The 17949-nt window shown below is 69.2% G+C and carries 11 protein-coding genes, 1 tRNA gene and 1 riboswitch; of the genes, 8 read left to right on the top strand and 4 right to left on the bottom strand.

The window, feature by feature from the left end; all coding sequences use genetic code 11:
• Positions 1-86: 86 nt before the first annotated feature.
• Positions 87-2621, bottom strand: a complete 2535-nt coding sequence (locus ACZ5MC_RS16445; protein ID WP_464516296.1) for a DEAD/DEAH box helicase — start codon at positions 2619-2621, stop codon at positions 87-89.
• Between the two features lie 155 nt (positions 2622-2776).
• A riboswitch (SAM riboswitch) is annotated at positions 2777-2882 on the top strand.
• Between the two features lie 77 nt (positions 2883-2959).
• On the opposite strand from ACZ5MC_RS16445, the gene ACZ5MC_RS16440 reads away from it, so the two are divergent.
• The 6 genes from ACZ5MC_RS16440 (at position 2960) to ACZ5MC_RS16415 (ending at position 9834) form a co-directional block, all read left to right on the top strand.
• Positions 2960-4225: a trans-sulfuration enzyme family protein gene (locus ACZ5MC_RS16440; protein WP_306601556.1), complete on the top strand. Its 1266-nt coding sequence runs from the start codon at positions 2960-2962 to the stop codon at positions 4223-4225.
• A gap of 204 nt (positions 4226-4429) precedes the next feature.
• Positions 4430-5587 (top strand): efflux RND transporter periplasmic adaptor subunit, encoded by a 1158-nt coding sequence (locus ACZ5MC_RS16435; protein WP_306601555.1) that lies wholly within the window; start codon positions 4430-4432, stop codon positions 5585-5587.
• Between the two features lies 1 nt (position 5588).
• Positions 5589-6803 carry an ABC transporter permease gene (locus tag ACZ5MC_RS16430; protein ID WP_306601554.1) on the top strand — a complete coding sequence of 405 codons (1215 nt, stop codon included), beginning with the start codon at positions 5589-5591 and terminating at the stop codon, positions 6801-6803.
• Complete coding sequence (locus ACZ5MC_RS16425) at positions 6796-7476, top strand: ABC transporter ATP-binding protein (RefSeq protein ID WP_306601553.1); 681 nt, start codon at positions 6796-6798, stop codon at positions 7474-7476. The genes ACZ5MC_RS16430 and ACZ5MC_RS16425 overlap by 8 nt, the downstream gene beginning before the upstream one ends.
• Positions 7477-7510: 34 nt before the next feature.
• The gene (locus ACZ5MC_RS16420) at positions 7511-7936 is read left to right on the top strand and encodes a PilZ domain-containing protein (RefSeq protein WP_306601552.1); all 426 of its coding nucleotides are present in this window, start codon (positions 7511-7513) and stop codon (positions 7934-7936) included.
• Positions 7937-7947: 11 nt separating this feature from the next.
• The gene (locus tag ACZ5MC_RS16415; protein ID WP_464516295.1) at positions 7948-9834 is read left to right on the top strand and encodes a hypothetical protein; all 1887 of its coding nucleotides are present in this window, start codon (positions 7948-7950) and stop codon (positions 9832-9834) included.
• Here the strand turns inward: ACZ5MC_RS16415 and ACZ5MC_RS16410 are convergent.
• A complete protein-coding gene (locus ACZ5MC_RS16410; RefSeq protein WP_464516294.1) occupies positions 9800-11299 on the bottom strand; it encodes a sigma 54-interacting transcriptional regulator in 1500 nt (499 codons plus the stop codon). The two genes, ACZ5MC_RS16415 and ACZ5MC_RS16410, sit on opposite strands and share 35 nt — an antisense overlap.
• A gap of 746 nt (positions 11300-12045) precedes the next feature.
• Between ACZ5MC_RS16410 and ACZ5MC_RS16405 the strand changes: the two genes are divergently transcribed.
• Both ACZ5MC_RS16405 and ACZ5MC_RS16400 read left to right on the top strand, forming a co-directional pair.
• Positions 12046-13917 carry a hypothetical protein gene (locus ACZ5MC_RS16405; RefSeq protein ID WP_464516293.1) on the top strand — a complete coding sequence of 624 codons (1872 nt, stop codon included), beginning with the start codon at positions 12046-12048 and terminating at the stop codon, positions 13915-13917.
• Positions 13914-15878, top strand: a complete 1965-nt coding sequence (locus tag ACZ5MC_RS16400; protein ID WP_464516292.1) for a hypothetical protein — start codon at positions 13914-13916, stop codon at positions 15876-15878. The genes ACZ5MC_RS16405 and ACZ5MC_RS16400 overlap by 4 nt, the downstream gene beginning before the upstream one ends.
• A gap of 9 nt (positions 15879-15887) precedes the next feature.
• On the opposite strand, the gene ACZ5MC_RS16395 is transcribed toward ACZ5MC_RS16400, so the two are convergent.
• Both ACZ5MC_RS16395 and ACZ5MC_RS16390 read right to left on the bottom strand, forming a co-directional pair.
• Positions 15888-15978 (bottom strand) — tRNA-Ser (locus ACZ5MC_RS16395).
• Between the two features lie 51 nt (positions 15979-16029).
• The gene (locus tag ACZ5MC_RS16390; RefSeq protein WP_464516291.1) at positions 16030-17805 is read right to left on the bottom strand and encodes an AMP-dependent synthetase/ligase; all 1776 of its coding nucleotides are present in this window, start codon (positions 17803-17805) and stop codon (positions 16030-16032) included.
• Positions 17806-17949: the final 144 nt, after the last annotated feature.

Genomic DNA, 17949 nt, shown 5'->3' with positions numbered 1-17949 from the left:
CATCCCCGTCCCCCTCCCGTTCATTCCCGGCGAATTAAACGCTTAAATTGCCGGGGATGGACGGGGATGAAAAGCGATAAAAGAAACTATCTGTAGCTCCCTAGCCGCGCCAGGTTCATCACCGGCGCCCCGGCCTTGCGGGAGGCGTCCAGGTCCACCTGGAACTCGGCGACCCAGTCGTTGTCCCCGGCCTCGTCCACCAGCATCTGCTGGACCCGCCAGTCGGGGAGGACGTAGGTGTGGCGCAGGTTGCGGCCCTCGGAATCCAGGCGGGGGCCCTTGTGGTCCATGCGGTACGCTTCCGCCAGGGCCTTGAGGCGGTCGGGGGTCCACGCCTGGCCTTCGGCGTCGGCGGGCTCGCCGTACTCGGCCAGCAGGTTTGCCGCCTCCTCCCAGTCGCCCACCACCAGGCTCCTCATCCACGTGAAGATCCGGTTGCGCACGGCGGCGGTGAAGGCCTTGCGGTCCCTCGTGACGTCCAGGTCGGCCTCCTCGGCGCCGGGGGGGCGCAGCTCCGCGGCTTCCCCGGGGCGGTAGCTCCCGTCGCGCATCTTCTCCCACTCGTCCAGGAGGCTGGAGTCCACCTGGCGGAGCATGGCGCCCAGGTAGAGCTCCATCTCCCTCACTTCCTCGCTCTTGGCGGAATCGGGCACGGTCTGGGCCAGCACCTTGAACACGCTGTTCAGGTGGCGCAGGAGGAGGCCTTCCGAGCGCTGGATGTCGTACTCGCGCACGTAGTCGGAGAAGGAGCGGTAGTCCTCGAACATCTCCCGGGCGATGGACTTGGGGCGGATGTTCTCCTCGCCCACCCATGGGTGCTTGACGGCGAAGGCGTTGAAGGTGCCGTAGATGAAATCGCGCTGGGGCTTGGGGTACTCGAGCTTCTCCAGCTCGGCCATGCGCTCCTCGTACTCGATGCCGGCCATCTTCATCTCGGCCACGCGCCGGCCCTTGAGGCGGTCCAGCTGCTTGCGCAGGATGACCTCGGGGTTCTCCAGGATGGACTCCACCAGGGTGATGAGGTCCAGGGCGTACTCGGGGCTGTCCGGATCCAGGAGCGGGATCGTGTCGAGCAGGTAGAGGCTGAGGGTCTGGTTCATGGAGAAGTCGTCCTGCAGGTCCACGTTCACCCGCAGGTTGTGGCCCTCGCCCGTGAACTCCACGATCTTCCGGTCCAGCAGGGCGCGGAACAGCTGCCAGCCGCGCCTGAAATGGGCCGCCTTCGCGCGCTCGTTGTCGTGGCAGCCCCGGATGAGCCCGCGCATGGCGCCGCAGCCGTCCCCGCGGCGGCTCAGGACGTTGAGCAGCATGCCGTGGGTCACCTGGAACCGCGACACCAGGCGCTCCGGCTGGGCCGCCACGAGCCTCTCGAAGGTCTGCTTGTCCCAGTTCGTGAAGTTCCGCTCCGGCGGCAGGCGCCTGGTGTACTTCCGGCCGCCGGCGGCGGCCTTGGCGGCCAGCTTCATGTTCTCGATCCAGTGCTCGGGGGCCTGGGCCACCACCCAGCCCACGTCGTCGAAGCCCTTGCGCCCCGCCCGGCCCGAGATCTGGTGGAAGTCCCGCGCGCTCAGGATGCCCGTCTTCTGCCCGTCGTACTTGCACAGCTTGGTGAAGAGCACCGTGCGGATCGGCACGTTGATGCCGACCCCCAGGGTGTCCGTGCCGCAGATGACCTTCAGGAGGCCCTTCTGGGCCAGCTGCTCCACCAGGATGCGGTACTTGGGCAGGAGCCCCGCATGGTGCAGCCCGATGCCGTGGCGCAGCCAACGCTTGAGGTCCGGGCCGTAGGGGCTGTTGAACTTGAAGCCCTCCATCTCCTTCTGGATGGCGGCCTTCTCCTCCTTCGTGCAGAGGTTGATGCTGGTGAAGTCCTGGGCGCTGGTGGCCGCCTCCAGCTGGGTGAAGTGCACCAGGTAGATGGGCGCCTTGCCCTCCTCCACCAGGCGCTCCAGGGTGAGCGAGAGCGGGGATTCGGCGTAGGTGAAGCCCAGGGGCACCGGGCGGTCCGTGGATTTCACCGAGACCGTGGGGGTTCCCGTGAGCCGGGTCAGCTCCTCCTCGAAGAAGGCCGTGTCGCCCAGGGTGGCGGACATGAGCAGGAACCGGCACTGGGGCAGCGTGAGCAGCGGCACCTGCCACGCCACGCCCCGCTCCCGGTCGGCGTAGTAGTGGAACTCGTCCATGATCACGTCCCGCACGTCGGCGTCCGCGCCCTCGCGCAGGGCGATGTTGGCCAGGATCTCGGCGGTGCAGCAGAGGATCGGCGCGTCCCGGTTCACCGAGGCGTCGCCCGTGCTGAGCCCCACGTTCTCGGGCCCGAAGTCCCGGCACAGGGCCAGCCACTTCTCGTTGACCAGGGCCTTGATGGGGCAGGTGTAGATGGAGCGCCGCCCCTGGGCCAGGGCCTTGAAGTGCAGCGCCGCCGCCACCAGGGACTTGCCCGACCCCGTGGGCGTGTTGAGGATGACGTTCTTCCCCTCGAACAGTTCGAGGATGGCGGCCTCCTGGGCGGGGTAGAGGGTGAGGCGCCGGCCTTCCACGTACTCCAGGAACCGGCCGAGCAGTTCGTCGCTGCCGGCGCCGGCTGCCTGGGGGAGGAGGTCGTAGAGGGTCGTGTGCATGGGGATTCCGGGTGGGGGCGGTGGAGGGGGCCTTGTCCACCCTAGCCCATTTCCGGCTGGGCGGGTTCCGGTTCCGATCGGTTTTTTTTCGCCTTTGCGCGGAACCCGGCCCTGCGGCACTCTTGTTCTTTGCGGATCCTTGCCAGTTCCATAGCGCGATATCCAGAAAGGTGGAGGGACGGGCCCTGTGAAACCTTGGCAACCTGCTTCCGGGCAAGGTGCCAATTCCTGCCTGCGGCGCAAGCCGGGGGAAGATGGCGAGCTGCAGCGAGCTGACGAATCAGGGATTCCCCACGATCGGGCCGGAACGGCGGCGATCCTCCCACCCGGAGGACCCCATGAGCGACAACCACCTCGACAGCAACGTGCCCGGCAACCCGGCCTACCATTTCACGGTCGTGCCCCCGGGCACGGAGCCCGTGGCGGGCTGGGCCCGGAGGGCGGACCTCCTGGCCGGGGCCGGACCCGGCACCCAGTGCATCCACGCCGGCTCCCAGCCGGACCCCGCCTACGGGGCCGTGACGCCTCCCCTCTACCTCACCAGCACCTTCGCCTTCTCGGACATCGGCAGCAACGGCGGCTTCGACTACACCCGCAGCGGCAACCCCACCCGGGAGCGCCTGGAGACGGCCATCGCCACCCTGGAGGGGGGCTCGGGAGCCACCTGCACCAGCTCGGGCATGAGCGCGGTCCTCGTGGCCCTGAACCTCCTGGAGCACGGCAGCCACGTGCTCTGCACCGTGGACTGCTACGGCGGCACCTTCCGCACCCTGGAGCACGCCCGCAAGGTCTACGGCCTGGAGGTCACCTACCTGGACCTGGCCGACGCCGCGGCGGTGCGGGCGGCGCTGCGCCCCAACACCCGGATGATCTGGGTCGAGACCCCCTCCAACCCCCTCCTGCGCCTCTCGGACCTGGGCGCCCTGGCCGGAATCGCCGCGGGTGCGGGCGCGCTGCTGGTGGTGGACAACACCTTCCTCTCCCCCGTCCTCCAGCGGCCCTTCGACTTCGGGGCGGACCTGGTGGTGCACAGCACCACCAAGTACCTCAACGGCCACAGCGACGTGGTGGGCGGCGCCGTGGTGGCGGGCCCCGGCCGCGAGGCCCTGGCCCAGCGCATCGCCGCCATGAACAACCTCCTGGGCACCAGCCAGAGCCCCCACGACTGCTACCTGGTGCTGCGCGGCCTCAAGACCCTCCGGGTGCGCATGCTGGCCCACGAGGCGGGGGCCCTGGCCGTGGCCCAGGCGCTGGCCGCCCACCCCGCCGTGGCCTCCGTGAACTACCCCGGCCTGCCCACCCACCCCCAGCACGCCCTGGCCCGGGCCCAGCAGAAGGGCTTCGGCGCCATGCTCAGCTTCGAGCTGAAGGACGCCACCCCGGCCGCGGTGAACCGGGTCCTCCTGGCCCTGCACTGGTTCACCCTGGCCGAGAGCCTGGGCGGCGTGGAGAGCCTCGTGGCCCACCCCGCCAGCATGACCCACGCGTCCATGACCCCGGAGGCCCGCAGGAACGCCGGCATCGGCGACGGCCTCATCCGCCTCTCGGTGGGCATCGAGGATCCCGGGGACCTGGTGGAGGATCTCCGGCAGGCGCTTGGATAGACAAAGATAATTATAATAACTTTTAACCTCTTCTTCCGGTGGCAGGGCGCCTGCGCCGGGGAGGGGTGGCTAAAGTATTAAATAAATATTTTTTGGTGTGGCCAGAGTTGATTCAACATCCGTTGGATTGCGTTCCAAACGCTGGGGAATGTGTTGATTTAATGAACTCGCCATGGAAGGATCCTTCTACCCGAGGAGTGCCGGATGTCCAGGTCCACCGTTCTACGAGGAGCGGCCCTTTGCGGCCTTGCGCTGGTGCTGGCCGCCTTCCTGCCGCGCCTCCTCCTGGGACCGGCCCTCGAGGCGGTGCGGGTGGCGCGCCGCGACCTCGTGCGGACGCTGGTGCTCAACGGCCGGGTCCTGGCGCCCCGGCGCGTCTCCCTGGGGGCGCTGCAGGCCAGCGTCGTCTCCCGCAGGCTGGTGGAGGAGGGGGACCGGGTGGAGGCGGGGCAGGTGCTGGCGGAACTGGAGGACTCGGAGCAGCGGGCGGCGCTGGCCCAGGCCCAGGCGAGGCTGGACCAGCTCAAGGAGAGCGCGGCGCCCTCGGCCCGGGCGGCCCTGGACCAGGCCGACAGCGCCCTGGTGCAGGCGCGCCTGGCCTGGGAGCGGGGCCAGCGTCTGGCCCGGGACGGCATCCTCAGCGCCAGCCAGACCGATGAGCTCCGCAAGGCGTTCGAGACGGCCCTGGCGGGCCGGGAGGGGGCCCTGGCCCAGGCCCGCAGCGCCCAGGGCGGTGCCGACCTGCGCGCCGCGGTGGCCGCGGTGGACCTGGCCGGCGCCAAGCTGAGGCAGATGCGGGTCGCCGCCCCGGCCCGGGGCGTGGTGCTCACCCGCGCCGTGGAGGCGGGGGACCTGGTGCAGCCCGGCAAGGTGCTCTACACCCTGAGCCTCGACGAACCGCTCCAGCTCCTGGTGCAGCCCGACGAGAAGCACCTGGGCGCGCTCGCCCTGGGGCAGCAGGCCACGGCCAGCACCGACGCGCGGCCCCTGGAACGGTTCGGCGGGGAGGTCGCCTACATCGCCCCCGCCGTGGACGCCCAGCGCGGCACGGTCGATCTCAAGCTGAAGGTCCCCGCCCCGCCGGCCTTCCTCCGGCCGGACATGACCGTGTCCGTGGAGATCCGCCTGGGGCACCGCTCGGGAGCGGTGGTGCTGCCCCTGGCAGCGGTGCGCGACCTGCAGGTCGCGCCCTACGTTCTGGTGCGCCGCGGGGGGCGGGCCGAGAAGGTCCCGGTGGGGGTCGGCATGCGGGGGGAGACGGACGTGGAGATCCTGCAGGGGCTGAAGGAGGGGGAGGACGTCTTCCTCTCGCCCGCGGCCCGGCCCGGGGGGCGGTACCGCGCGGCCCTGCAGGCCCGCTGAGATGCCCTTCACCTGGACCGTCGCCGTGCGCTTCCTGCGGGAGGGGCGCGCCCAGACCCTGCTCATCCTCGCGGGGCTGGCCACGGGCGTGGGGGTCATCGTCTTCCTGTCGGCGCTGATCACGGGGCTGCAGGAGAGCCTCGTGGACCGGACCCTGGGCACCCAGGCCCACATCGTCCTGCGCCAGCCCGACGACGTGGCCCGGCCCCAGCTGGACCGCGGGGCCGGCCTGGTGCTGGACCGGATCCAGCGCCCGGAGCAGCGCCTGCGCTCCATCCTGGCCTGGCCCCAGAGCCTGGCCCTCCTGCGGGCCACGCCCGGGGTCACCGCGGCCTCGCCCACGGTCGCCGGGGCCGCCTTCGCCCTCAAGGGCGCCGCGAACCGCAGCGTGGCCCTGCGGGGCGTCGACCCGTCCTACCGGGCCATCCTCGACCTGGCGCCCCGCATCACCGAGGGCGCGTTCGACGTGGCCGGGACCAACGCGGTGGTGGGCACGGAGCTGGCCCACGAGCTGGGCCTGACCACCGGAGACAAGGTGCGCCTCCAGACCCCCGCGGGCCAGAACGAGGTGTTCACGGTGACGGGCATCTTCGACGTGGGCAACAAGGACCTGAACCTGAGGTGGGTCTTCCTGAGCCTGCGCAACGCGCAGACCCTCCTGGACCTGGCCGGCGGGGTGAGCACCCTGGAGGTGAAGGTGGACCGCCTCTTCGAGGCCGAGGCCATGGCCCAGAGGCTCGCGGCCCGCACGGGGCTCCAGGCCGACAGCTGGATGAAGCTCAACGCCCAGCTCCTGGTGGGGCTGCGAAGCCAGAACAGCAGCTCCTACATGATCCAGGTCTTCATCATCATCGCCGTGGTGCTCGGCATCGCCTCGGTGCTGGTGGTCTCCGTGGTCCAGAAGTCCCGGGAGATCGGCATTCTCAGGGCCTTCGGCACGTCCAGGGAGCAGGTCATGCGCATCTTCCTCCTGCAGGGCGGGCTGCTGGGCGGGGTGGGGGCGGTGCTGGGCATGGCGCTGGGCATCGTGCTGGGGCTCTTCTTCCAGACCCTCGCCACCAATCCCGACGGGAGCCCCACCTTCCCCGTGAACCTCACGCCGTGGCTGTTCCTGCGCACCGGGCTCATCGCCCTGGGCACGGGGCTCCTGGGGGCCTGGCTCCCGGCGCGGCGCGCGGCGCGCCTTGACCCCGCCGTGGCCATCCGCCATGACTAGCGTCATGCGCCTGCGGGGCGTCCGGAAATCCTACGGCGAAGCGGTCGTCACCGAGGTCCTGCACGGCATCGACCTGGCGCTGGAGCCCGGCGAGTTCACGGCGCTGGTGGGACCCTCGGGCAGCGGCAAGAGCACCCTGCTGAACCTCCTGGGACTCCTGGACCGGCCCACCTCCGGCTCCATCGAGGTGCTGGGGCGGGATGCCGGCGGCCTGGACGACGCGGCCCTGACCCGGCTCAGGGGCCGCTCCCTGGGGTTCGTCTTCCAGTTCCACCACCTCCTGCCGGCCTTCACGGCGCGGGAGAACATCCTCCTGCCCCTCCACGCGCAGCACGGCAGGGTGGATGCGGCCATGGAGGCCCGGGCCGGCGCGCTCCTGGAGCGCATGGGGATCGCGGACAAGGCCGGCCAGCTCACGTCGAGGCTCTCCGGCGGCCAGCAGCAGCGCGTGGCCATCGCCAGGGCCCTCATGCACGCGCCGAGCCTGGTGCTTGCCGACGAGCCCACCGGGAACCTCGACACCCGCGCCGGGGAGGAGGTCTTCGCCCTGATGCGGGAGCTGAACCGGGAGCAGGGCACCGCCTTCCTGATGGTGACCCACGACCCCGCCCTGGCGGACCGGTGTGACCGGATCATCGAACTGGTGGACGGCAGCATCACCCGGGAGCGATGAGCCGTAAATTCAATTATATGAGCCATATGTATATGTGCTCCATCGCGCCCCTGGCGCCAGGAAACTGATACCCTTTCACCTTCGGGGGCGGGGCTTGGGAGGCGACGGGCAGGAGCGGAGGCGATTCACGCGCATGAGCACGTCCGGGGGCCCCTACCAGGTGGTCTTCCACCTGCACGACCGCATGGTGGCCGGCGCGCGGCTCGCCAACATCAGCGCCGGCGGCTGCGGCCTGGAGATCCAGATGGTGGATGCCTGGGACCTGGACACGGGCTCCGTGCTGGAAAACCTCTGCATCCTCCACCCGGACCTTCCCTGCGTGCCCCTGCAGGGCACGGTGGTGCGCCTCCTGGGAAAGGTGCCCGGCAAGACCAGCGGCTACCTCCTGGCGGGGGTCGAGTTCACCATGATCACCCCCTTCGTCCAGGCCCTCATCGACGGCCACGTGGAACCGAATTAGGAAAGGAAGGCATGGCCTCGAAGGCACTGGATCACTTCAGAGCGGTTCTCGATCACCTGGACGGGGAGGACAGGCGGGATCAGCTGGAGTTCTTCAGCTGCGTGCTCGCGGCGGGGCCCGAGGTGGTGCTGGAGCTGGACGGGCGCCTGCCCGGGTCCCGGGCGCCCAGGGCCCTGCGGCAACTGGCCATGGAGGCAGCCTTCTACTTCCCCTGGCCGGACTGGCTGGAGATCCTCGCCCGCATCCTGCGCTATGAATCGGAACTGGCGATCTTCGAAACCGGCGCCCGGGCCCTGGGCCGCATCGGCACGCCCGGCGCCCTGGACGTCCTGAGGGAGCTCAACACCATGCGCCAGGGGGCGGACTTCAAGGAGATCCTGGCGGACGTGCTGACCCAGACGGATCCCCAGGAAGCCTTCGACCATTATCTGGGCCGGCTCCTGGAGGGGTCGGCCAATCCAGGCGCCGCCAACGAGGCCGCCCAGCGGCTGGCGGCGCTGGTGGCCGGCCCCAACCTCGAGGCCCTGCGCATGGTGGCCCAGCACCCGGATCTCCTGGTGTTCCGCCATGGCCTCCTCCTGCTGGCCATGATTCCCACCGCCGAGGCCGCGGAGGTCCTCGCCGACATCTTCGAGGACAGCCACCACGAGGTCCTGTCGGACCGGTTGCTCAAGGAGCGGGTGGCCCAGTTCCGGTCCCTGCAGGCGCCGGACGCCCGGGAGGCGGCCCTGGAGGCCCTCCGGGCCATGGAGGCCGGGGAGGCCCTGGACGCCCCGCCCCTGATCAAGGGCTTTCTCAAGGACATCCTCGCCGCCACGGAGGAAGGCGGCAAGCCGGGTGCCCTCGCGACGGTCTTCACCCAGGCGATGGAGGCCATGCACCAGCGGGCCCGCCGCCTGAGCTTCGCCGTGGATTGCTCGGCCGAGGGCCTGGCGTCGTACGTGAAAAAGGAACTCCTCGACGCGGACCGGATCCTGGACCTCCTGGTGATGGGCTACCAGGAACAGACGGGCAGGGAGGGGCTCGCCCGGGCCCTGGCCAAGCTCGTGCCCGCGGACGCGGGGAAGGTCCATCAGCTCATCCTGGGCGGCCCCGACGGCGCCCAGCGTGCCGCCGCCGTGGAAGTGCTGGGCGGCCGGGAGGAGGCCGCCCTCCTGCCGGTGCTGCTGCAGGCCTGCCGGGACCCGCTCACGGATATCGCGGACCGGGCCCTGTTCCACCTGGGGCGCCTGCCGGGGGCCCTCGAGCTGGCCCGTACCCTCCTGCACAGCCCCACGCCCCAGGACCTGTCCCTGGGCCTCCGGCTGACGGCCCAACGGAGGTTCCCCGAGCTGGTTCCGGACCTCCTGGAGCTGGTGCGGACCAGCACCCGGGAGGAGACCACCCTGCAGGTCATCGAGACCCTGGGCGCCGTGGGGGGAGGCCAGGTCGCCGCCCAGCTCCTGGAGATGCTCCATTCCGGCCAGAGCCTCCGGATCCAGACCATCGTGGGCGAGGCCCTGCTTGGCATGCGGGACCCCGAGGTGGCCCTGGCCCTCTGTGCCAAGGCCGACGCCATCAAGCTGCCGTTCCTGCACTGCATCGCCGTGGAGGCCCTGGGCGCGGCCCACGGCGCATCCGGGCCCGCGATGCCCGCGCAGAACGGCGCGATGCTCCTGCACCAGGTGCGCCGTTCCTGGATGGACCGCAACCCCTGGGCCCTCCGGCTGCGGGTGGTGAACGCCCTGGTGGAGGTCCGGATGGCGCATCCGGAGACCTGGTCGGCCCTGGCGGACCTCATCCGGGATACCCTCGCGGAGAAGCGTCCACCCGGGGCCTGGAGCCCCGATGCCCTGCACGCGGTGCAGGGGGCGGCCAAGGAGTTCATGCGGAGGGCCTCCGGGCGGGAGGAGGGCTGAACCTGGGCCTTACCTTGCCGTACGACCGCAGCTTGCGGTACAGGGTGGCGGAGCCGATGCCCAGCTGCAGGGCGGTGAGCCCCTGGTTGCCCCCGTTGGCCTCCAGGACCGCGAGGATGTAGTCGCGCTCGATGTCGGCCAGGGGCCTGGCGGGGCTGGCCACGAGGGGCGCCGCCACGGGCGGCCGAAGGTCCCCGGGCAGGGCGTCCAGCACGGTGCGGTCCGCCAGGGCCGCGGCGCGTTCCATGGTGTTCTCCAGTTCCCTCACGTTGCCGGGCCAGGGGTAGCGCAGGAGCTGCTCCTCCAGGGCGGGGGCCAGGGTCATCGCCGGAATGCGCAGGCGGGCCGAGGCTTCGGCCAGGAGCTGCCGGGCCAGGGGCAGGATGTCCTCCCGGCGCTCCCGCAGGGGCGGAACGTGCAGCTCCACCACGTTCAGGCGGTAGAAGAGGTCCTTGCGGAAGCGCCCCAGCCGGATGTCGGCGGCCAGGTCGGAATTGGTGGCCGCGATGACCCGCACGTCGATGGGGCGGGAGCGGTTCTCCCCCACCCTCCGCACCTCCCGTTCCTGGAGCACGCGCAGGAGCTTGACCTGCATGGCCGGCGAGATCTCGCCCACCTCGTCCAGGAGGATCGTGCCCCCGCCGGCGGACTCGAAGAGCCCGGCCCGGTCCGACACCGCGCCGGTGTAGGCGCCGCGGGCGTGGCCGAACAGCTCGCTCTCCAGGAGGGTCTCGGTGATGGCCCCGCAGTTCACGGGGATGAAGGGCCCCGCCGCGCGCCGGGAGGCACTGTGCACCAGGCGCGCGATGAGCTCCTTGCCGGTGCCGCTCTCGCCCGTGATGAGCACCGTCGATTCCACCGGGGCGATCCGCTGGGCCAGGTCCAGAAGCCGGCGCATGGGGGCGCTCTGGGCGACCATGGCCTCCGGCCCGGACGGGGCCTGGGGCTCCGGCCCCCAGTCCTCCCGGGAGCGCCCCTGGAACCGGCACCGGGGGGCGCCCTGGGCCGCGCACCGCTCCTCGCGCACCTCCACCTCCCGTCCAAGGCGCCGGCTCAGGTAGCCGCTGGCCAACCCGCAGATCACCCAGCACGCCGGAATCCGGCTCGGCCCCAGGTGGGCCAGGTGCTGCTCGGCCTCGAAGGAATCCAGCTCCAGGAACCGCGCCCCCGCCTGGGTGCCCTGGAGGAAGGCCGGAACCCCGGGTTCCATGCGGAACAGCCCCAGCAGGCCCGGCGTGAAGGGGTCTTCCACCGGCCCGGACCCCAGGCGCCACCCCTGGGCGTATCCCACGCGCGTGAGCAGGGCCCGGGCCTCCTCCAGCCCCGTCTGCTCCGCCAGTTCCTTCCTCAGCACCCCCAGCGTGCTGGCATCCAGGACGACCGCAGGTCTGCCCGCCAAGCGAACCAGACCCACCTCGGTGTCCACTTCCAACTGGTCATTAATATCAAGATGTTCCAAGCTCATCTGACCTCCTTCCCTCCCAAGGCCATTTCCTGCCTTGGGGGATGGAAAATAAATAAATAAAATAAGTAATTAAAATATGTTGGGATGTTGATCAGGTCGATAATGAATCGCCGGATTCCCATCATAGGTGAATGAAAGGGACAAAGCAAATTCGTTTGGCAGGAAAAGAACAATGCTTGTAAAAAAATTGCATTCAAGCCGCGCGTGGCTGGGGTCAGCCCAGGACCATAAATGGGCGGTCGAGCATTAGCTCGGTTTTTCCTGCTCTTGGTTCCAGGGTCCTAGAATCTTATAAAATAGGATCATGATTTCAATCTATCCTCTCCCGTGGTCATGCAGTTAAATGAACGAGTACTGCATCGTGCAAATACCTTGGAATAAGATCCAGGACCGGATGTGCTTTCTTCTGCCGTGCCCAGCGCCCCACCGTTTCACCTTTTCAAGGGAATCCCGCAAGCTGGTCCACTGCCCATTCGCACGGATGCTTCAAAAGACCGGATAAGACGCCGGGGCGCTGGGGTTTTGCAGAGGCGCTGAAAACCGGCACCCCCTCACCCTTTTTCCGATTCGGGCAGGGGGATGCGATTGCAGACTCCTTTTTCCCCTGTTCTGGCCGAATTGTGGCTGTATTATTCATCAAACAACCATGGATGAATGATATGTCAATTTCCGCACCGATGGCCGTATGCCTTTGCGTATCCTTGCATGCGGGAAGCTGGGCGCCGATCCCCCAGAACGTCTGGGACATGAAAGAGGATCCGGCCCAAGGAGTCAAGGGCGCCGTGGTGCTGGAGCGGCGCATGACGTTCACCGGCATGGCGGTCCAGCATCGGGTGAGGGTGCGGGTGCTCTCGGAAGCGGGGCGCGCTGCCGTCGCCTACCTGGGCCTCACGCCGGAATCCTGCGAACTGGAAGGACGCACCGTGCAGCGGGACGGTTCGGTGGTTCTGTATGACAAGGTAGGTGATTTCACAGGCAAGACCCTCAGTGAGGGGGGCGACGCGTACGTGCAGAAGGGACTGGTTCCGCCCGGGGTCACCCCGGATTGCGTGGTCGAAGTGCGCTGGGCGGAACTCGTCGGAGGGGGCGTGGGGCGCCAGCTGCCGACGAGCCTTGGCTATTCGGCGGAATGGAGGCTGGGCGGCCGGTACAAGGTCCTCGAGGACGTGGTGGAATTCGGCAGCGGCTACAAATGGAGCGCCACGGTGCTGCCGGGCCGGGGTGGTCCACAGCCTGAAGTCCGGAACTCGGGCCGGACCCGCACCTTCGTTTTCCGCGACCTGCCCGCCCGGGAGGAGGTGCCCTTCTCCCTGGCCCCCCTTGCCGATCGGCCGGTCGTGATGGCCTGGTACCAGCCGGAGCTGCTGGTGGGGCAGGCCCACGGCAACCTCGAGAACTACTGGCAGATGGCCGCCCGTAACTACTGGGAACAGCACTTCAAGGGCTGGATCAAGACCGGGAGGGCCTTCCGGGCCCTGGCCGAGGAATTGACCGCCGGCCTTCCCGCGGACCCGGCCGAAGCCGCCTCCCTCCTTCTGCGGCGCCTGGACCGGCGGATCCGCAATGTCAGCTTCCCGACCCTTGCCGAGAAATCCAGCCTGGACGTCGTGGCCATACAGGCCGACGACTACGATGCCCGGCACGACCTGGAGCAGATCGTCCGGCGCGGCGCCGCCACGGCCGAAGAAATGGGCTTCCTCTTCATCACCCTGCTGGAAAAGGCGGGCATCCACCCCCGGCTGGCGCTGGTGCAGGACAGGACCCGCAGCCTGCTCCGGCTGGCGGTGCCCAACGTCTTCCAGATGGACGACGTGCTGGTGGGGGTTCCGATGGCCGGGCGCGGCATCCTGTGGCTGGATCCCGGGCTGCGCTTCGCCGCGCCCGGACTGGTCCATCCCGATTACCAGGGCTGGGACGCCCTGCTGCTCGATACAGCCCGATGGCAGCCCGAAAAGGGCATGGTGCCCATCCAGCCGGCTGCCGTCAACGTCTCCAGGTACGCCTTCACCCATGCCTTCCCCGAGGATGCGTGGACGTTCCAGGTGAAGGCGGACTTCACCGGGTATCCGGAATACCGGCAGCGGCGGCGGTTCATGTCCCGGTCGCCGGAGGAACAGGCCAGGACCCTGAAGGAGGCCCTGGAGAAGATCCTCCCGGAGGCCACTGTGACCGCGGCCGTCCAGCACGCCTCCGACCCCGACGCCAATGTCACCTGGAGCGCGGAAGGCGCGCTGGACCGCCCAGGTCCGGGCAGTTTCCACTTCAACCCGTTCCCGGGCATGCCCAGCCCCCTGGCCCAGCCGGCATCCTGGCCGGAGCGGCGCACCGAGCCGGTCGTCCTTGAACACCTCGGGATCCAGGTGGCGACCAGCGAATTCGACCTGCCCGCCGGGTATCGCCTGGCCGCTACCGAGCCGTTCGTGCAGGAAAACAGCTTCGGCAAGGTCGGGTTCTGGGTTTCATCGGCCCCCCAGGGGGAAGCGACGCGGGTCAAGGCGGTATTCAAGGTGGAAGTCCTGCGCCCTTCGGCCCCGCCGGAGGCCTACCGGGAATTCAGGACCTTCATGGACTGGATCGACCAGGCCTGCGGGCGCCGGATCCTGCTGGAGCGGCCATGAGGCCCTGGCTGCTCCTGGGCTGCCTCCTCTTCCTGCCCCTTTCAGGGCAGGATCTTTCGGGGCTGCCGGAATGGGCCCGGGGCCCGGCTGCCGCCGCCCAGGCCGAGGTCCCGCCTGTCGGGGCCGGCGCCTGGGTGCTGTTGAAACGGTATGAGGTCGCCTACGCCGGCGAAGGTGAAATGCGGATCCGCAGCCTTCGCCTGGTGCGGATCCTGGGTGAACGGGGCCTGCCCGAAGGCACGTTCTCCCTGCAAAGCCTGGGCGGCAAGGCGCAGGAGGTGCGCCACCTCCGGGGCTGGAACCTCCGCCCGGACGGCGAAATGGTCCGCCTGTCCCGGGATGGCATCGCCGTGCAGGACAGCGATCCCGGTGATGGATTCAGCAGCGATCACGTCACCGTCGCCGAGATCGCGCGGGTGGCCCCGGGCAGCCTGGTGGCCTTCGAATCGGAAGAAGTGGCCCGGATGCCCATGGGCCCGTGCATGGGTTTCTACCTTCCGGAAGCGGAACCGGTGCGGCGCTTCGAGGTGGCCGTCGCCCGCCGCGGCGGCTTTTTCTCGGACCTCCGGGAGGTGGAGGTGCGTCTGCGGACGCGGCATTGGCAGGGCTGGGGCCTGGCCCAGGAAGCCCTTCCGGACGGTGGGGTGGCGGCCAGCGGCATCTCTGCCTTCCCAAGGGATGAGAGGGTCGCGCCCTACCGGAACAATGTCTGGCCTTCGGTGGAATTGACCTTCCTGGACGCCAACTTCGCCGGGGCCCCCTCCTGCCGGACCTGGGACACCTTGGCGAGCTGGATCCATGCCCGCTACCTGCCGGCCATCACTCCGTCCGGGAGGCTGCCCCTGAAGGGGCTGCCGCCCGGCGACGCCCTGGCCGCGGCCTACCGCTGGATGGCGAAGGAACTGGTGTACAAGGTGGTCTATCTGGCCCCGGAGCGGGGCTGGTTGCCGGAGCCGGGCCCAGAGGTGGTTCGCAAGCGGTATGGGGACTGCAAGGACCATGCGGCCTGCTTCCTGGGGGAGGCCGCCGGGCTCGGGTTCGAGCCCTTCCCTGTGCTGTGCCGCATAGGCCAGGGGGAGATCGAGGCCGGCCAGGAGCCCTTTCCCTACGTCTTCAACCATGCGATCGCGGCGCTGCGCCTGAAGACCTCCCTGGGCCTGGCCGCCGAGGTGACCACCGAGGCTGGTCGCTTCCTGCTGGTGGACGCCACCGACCGCACCTGCCCGTTCGGACTGCTCCCCGCGGATCACCGGGGCCGCCGGCTGCTCATCTGCACGCCCCAGGGAGCCGTATGGGTCACGGTCCCCGCCAGCGCCACGGTCCCGGAGCGGCTTGAGGTGGAACTCACGGGAACCGTCTCCGAGGGCGGGGCGGTGCGGGCGAAGGTGCGCCTCCGGGAGACCGGCAATGCCACAGGCCTGCGGGCCCACCGGCTGATGGCGGGCCTAGGGGCCCTGGAGCCGCTGCTGCTCTCCCAGGGCTTCCGCCTGCCTCCCGCGGGGCGCCTGAGCGAACTGGCCTCCAGCGACCCGCTGGACCTGGACCACCCCTTCGAGGTGACCTTCGTCCTCGACCATCCCAACGGCGCCACCCCGCGGGGATCCAGCCTGGTCCTGGTGGGCTGGGGCCTGCCGCCGGCGCCGGGGATCATCCAGAAGCCGGGGATCCCGCGCCGGTTGCCGGTGGCCGTGCGCGAGGCCATGGTCCGGAGCCTGCGCGCCACCTGGACCTTCCCCCATCCCGTCCGCCCTGCGCTGCCGGAGCGGCGCTCCGATTCGCCGTTCCGCACCGTAGCCTGGCGGGTCCTGGCCGAGGACCGCAGCGTCCGGGTGGAACTTGACGACGAACAGAAGGAGGCGCGCTTCGACGGGGATGCCCGGGCCGGGGCCGTCGCGGCCTGGAAGAAGGACCGGTCCCTGTTCCAGGCCCTGGCGGATCAGGGCCTGACCTTCATCCGGTGACGACGGGAATGGCGGAAGGCGAGGGATTCGAACCCCCGGTGGGCTCATCACCCACGCTCGTTTTCAAGACGAGAGCCATAAACCACTCGGCCAGCCTTCCATCCCAGAATCATGCCACGGCTCACCCGGGGCGTCCATTTGGGGCTCGGGCCTACGCGTTGGCCCGGTAGAGCCCCTCGATCACGTCCTTGAACGCCTCGTTCACCACCCGCCGCTTGAGCTTGAGCGACGGGGTCAGAAGGCCGCTTTCGGGGGTCAGCTCCTTCTCCAGGAGGGCGATCTTGCGCACGCGCTCGTAGGCGGGGAGCTGGGAGTTGGTGTGGTTCACGCGGGTCATGATCTTGGCGTAGACCTTGGGGTTGGCCAGCATCTCCGCGTCGTCCTTGAAGGGCAGCTGCTTGCGCTGGCACCAGTCCCTCAGGGCGGGGAAGTGGGGGACGATGAGGGCGGCCAGGTGGTTGCGGTGGTCGCCCACGACCACGGCCTGCTCGATGTAGGGGTCGTCCCTCAGGGCGTTCTCGATGGGCTGGGGGGCCACGTTCTTGCCGCCGTTGGTGACGATGATCTCCTTCTTGCGGTCGGTGATCTTCACGCGGCCCTGGGGGTCGATCTCGCCCACGTCGCCCGTGCAGAAGTAGCCTTCCGCGTCGAAGACCTCCCGGGTGGCCGCCTCGTCCTTCCAGTAGCCCTGCATGACGTTGGGGCCCTGGCAGAGGATCTCGCCGTCGGGGGCGAGCTTGAGGAAGGGCCGTCCGTTCCAGGACTTGAGGATGGGGTGGCCCACGTAGCCGGGCCGCACCCGGCCGATCTTGTTGAGGGTGAGGATGGGGCTGGTCTCCGTCAGGCCGTAGCCCTCGTAGATGGGCACGCCCATGGCCCAGAAGAATTCCATGATCGTGGGGTTGATGCCGGCGCCGCCGGTGACGCAGAAGCGTAGGCGCCCGCCGGTCTTGGCCCGGACCTTGGACAAAAGGATGCGGTCGGCGAGCCTCCAGGCCAGGTTGGTGAGGCCTCCGGGCTGCTTGTCGAAGTAGAGGTAGCGCACCACCCGGTGGCAGGTGGAGCGGGCCCAGCTGAACACCATGCGCTGGGCGAGGCCGCCCGAGGTCAGGGCGTCCCGCACCTTGGCGTAGATCTTCTCGAAGATCCGGGGCACGGCCATGAGGACGGCGGGCTGGACCTCCAGGAGGTTCTGGGGCAGGGAGATGAGGCTCTCGGCATAGTAGATGCCGATGCCCAGATGGAACATGGTGTAGTGGCCCGCGGTGCGCTCGAAGATGTGGGACAGGGGGAGCACGGACAGGCACCGGTCCCCGCGCTCGGGGCGCAAGGCCACGATGGCCACCTCCACCACGGCCTCGATGTTCGAGGCCAGGTTGCCCTGGGTCAGCATCGCCCCCTTGGGGTCGCCGGTGGTGCCGGAGGTGTAGATGAGGGTGAGGAGATCGCCGGGAACCCGCTGGGCGGCCCAGGCCCGCACTTCGGGACGGCGCGCGTCGAGGGCCTCGCCCTCGGCCATGAGGGTGTCCCAGGGCAGGCAGTCCAGGCCATGCGGCTCGGGCGGGACGCCGTCCAGGACCACCACGGTCTCCAGTTCGGGAAGCCTGTCCGCGGAGGCCTTGATCTTGTTGAACTGCGCGCCGTTGGACGTGAGGATCCAGCGGGAGCCGCTGTGCTGGAGGATGTAGGACGTCTGTTCCGCGGTGAGGGTGTGGTAGATGGGCACGCTCACCAGCCCCAGCAGCGAGCATGCGAAGTCCATGATGGCCCAGGCTGGGCGGTTGTCGCAGAGGATGCCGACCCGGTCCCCCTTGCGGAGACCCCGAGCCTCCATCGCCAGGCAGAGACGCTCGACTTTCGCCTGCAGTTCCTTGTGGGAGATGGGCTTGTAGGCTCCATCGACCTTGGAGGCCAGGGCATCGGGCAAGTCAAACTTCAGACTTTCATAAAACAGCTCTGCAATGGTCTGAACCAAAGGCGGGACTCCAGGGAAATGGCAATGCGCATGTTAGCAGATGCATTTCCGGGTTGCACTGAAGCGCCCCAAAGGCCCTGACACCCTTCCTAGCGT

This window comes from Mesoterricola sp. JemC181 (assembly GCF_055384585.1).
This window is presented reverse-complemented; position numbering and strand designations above follow the sequence as displayed.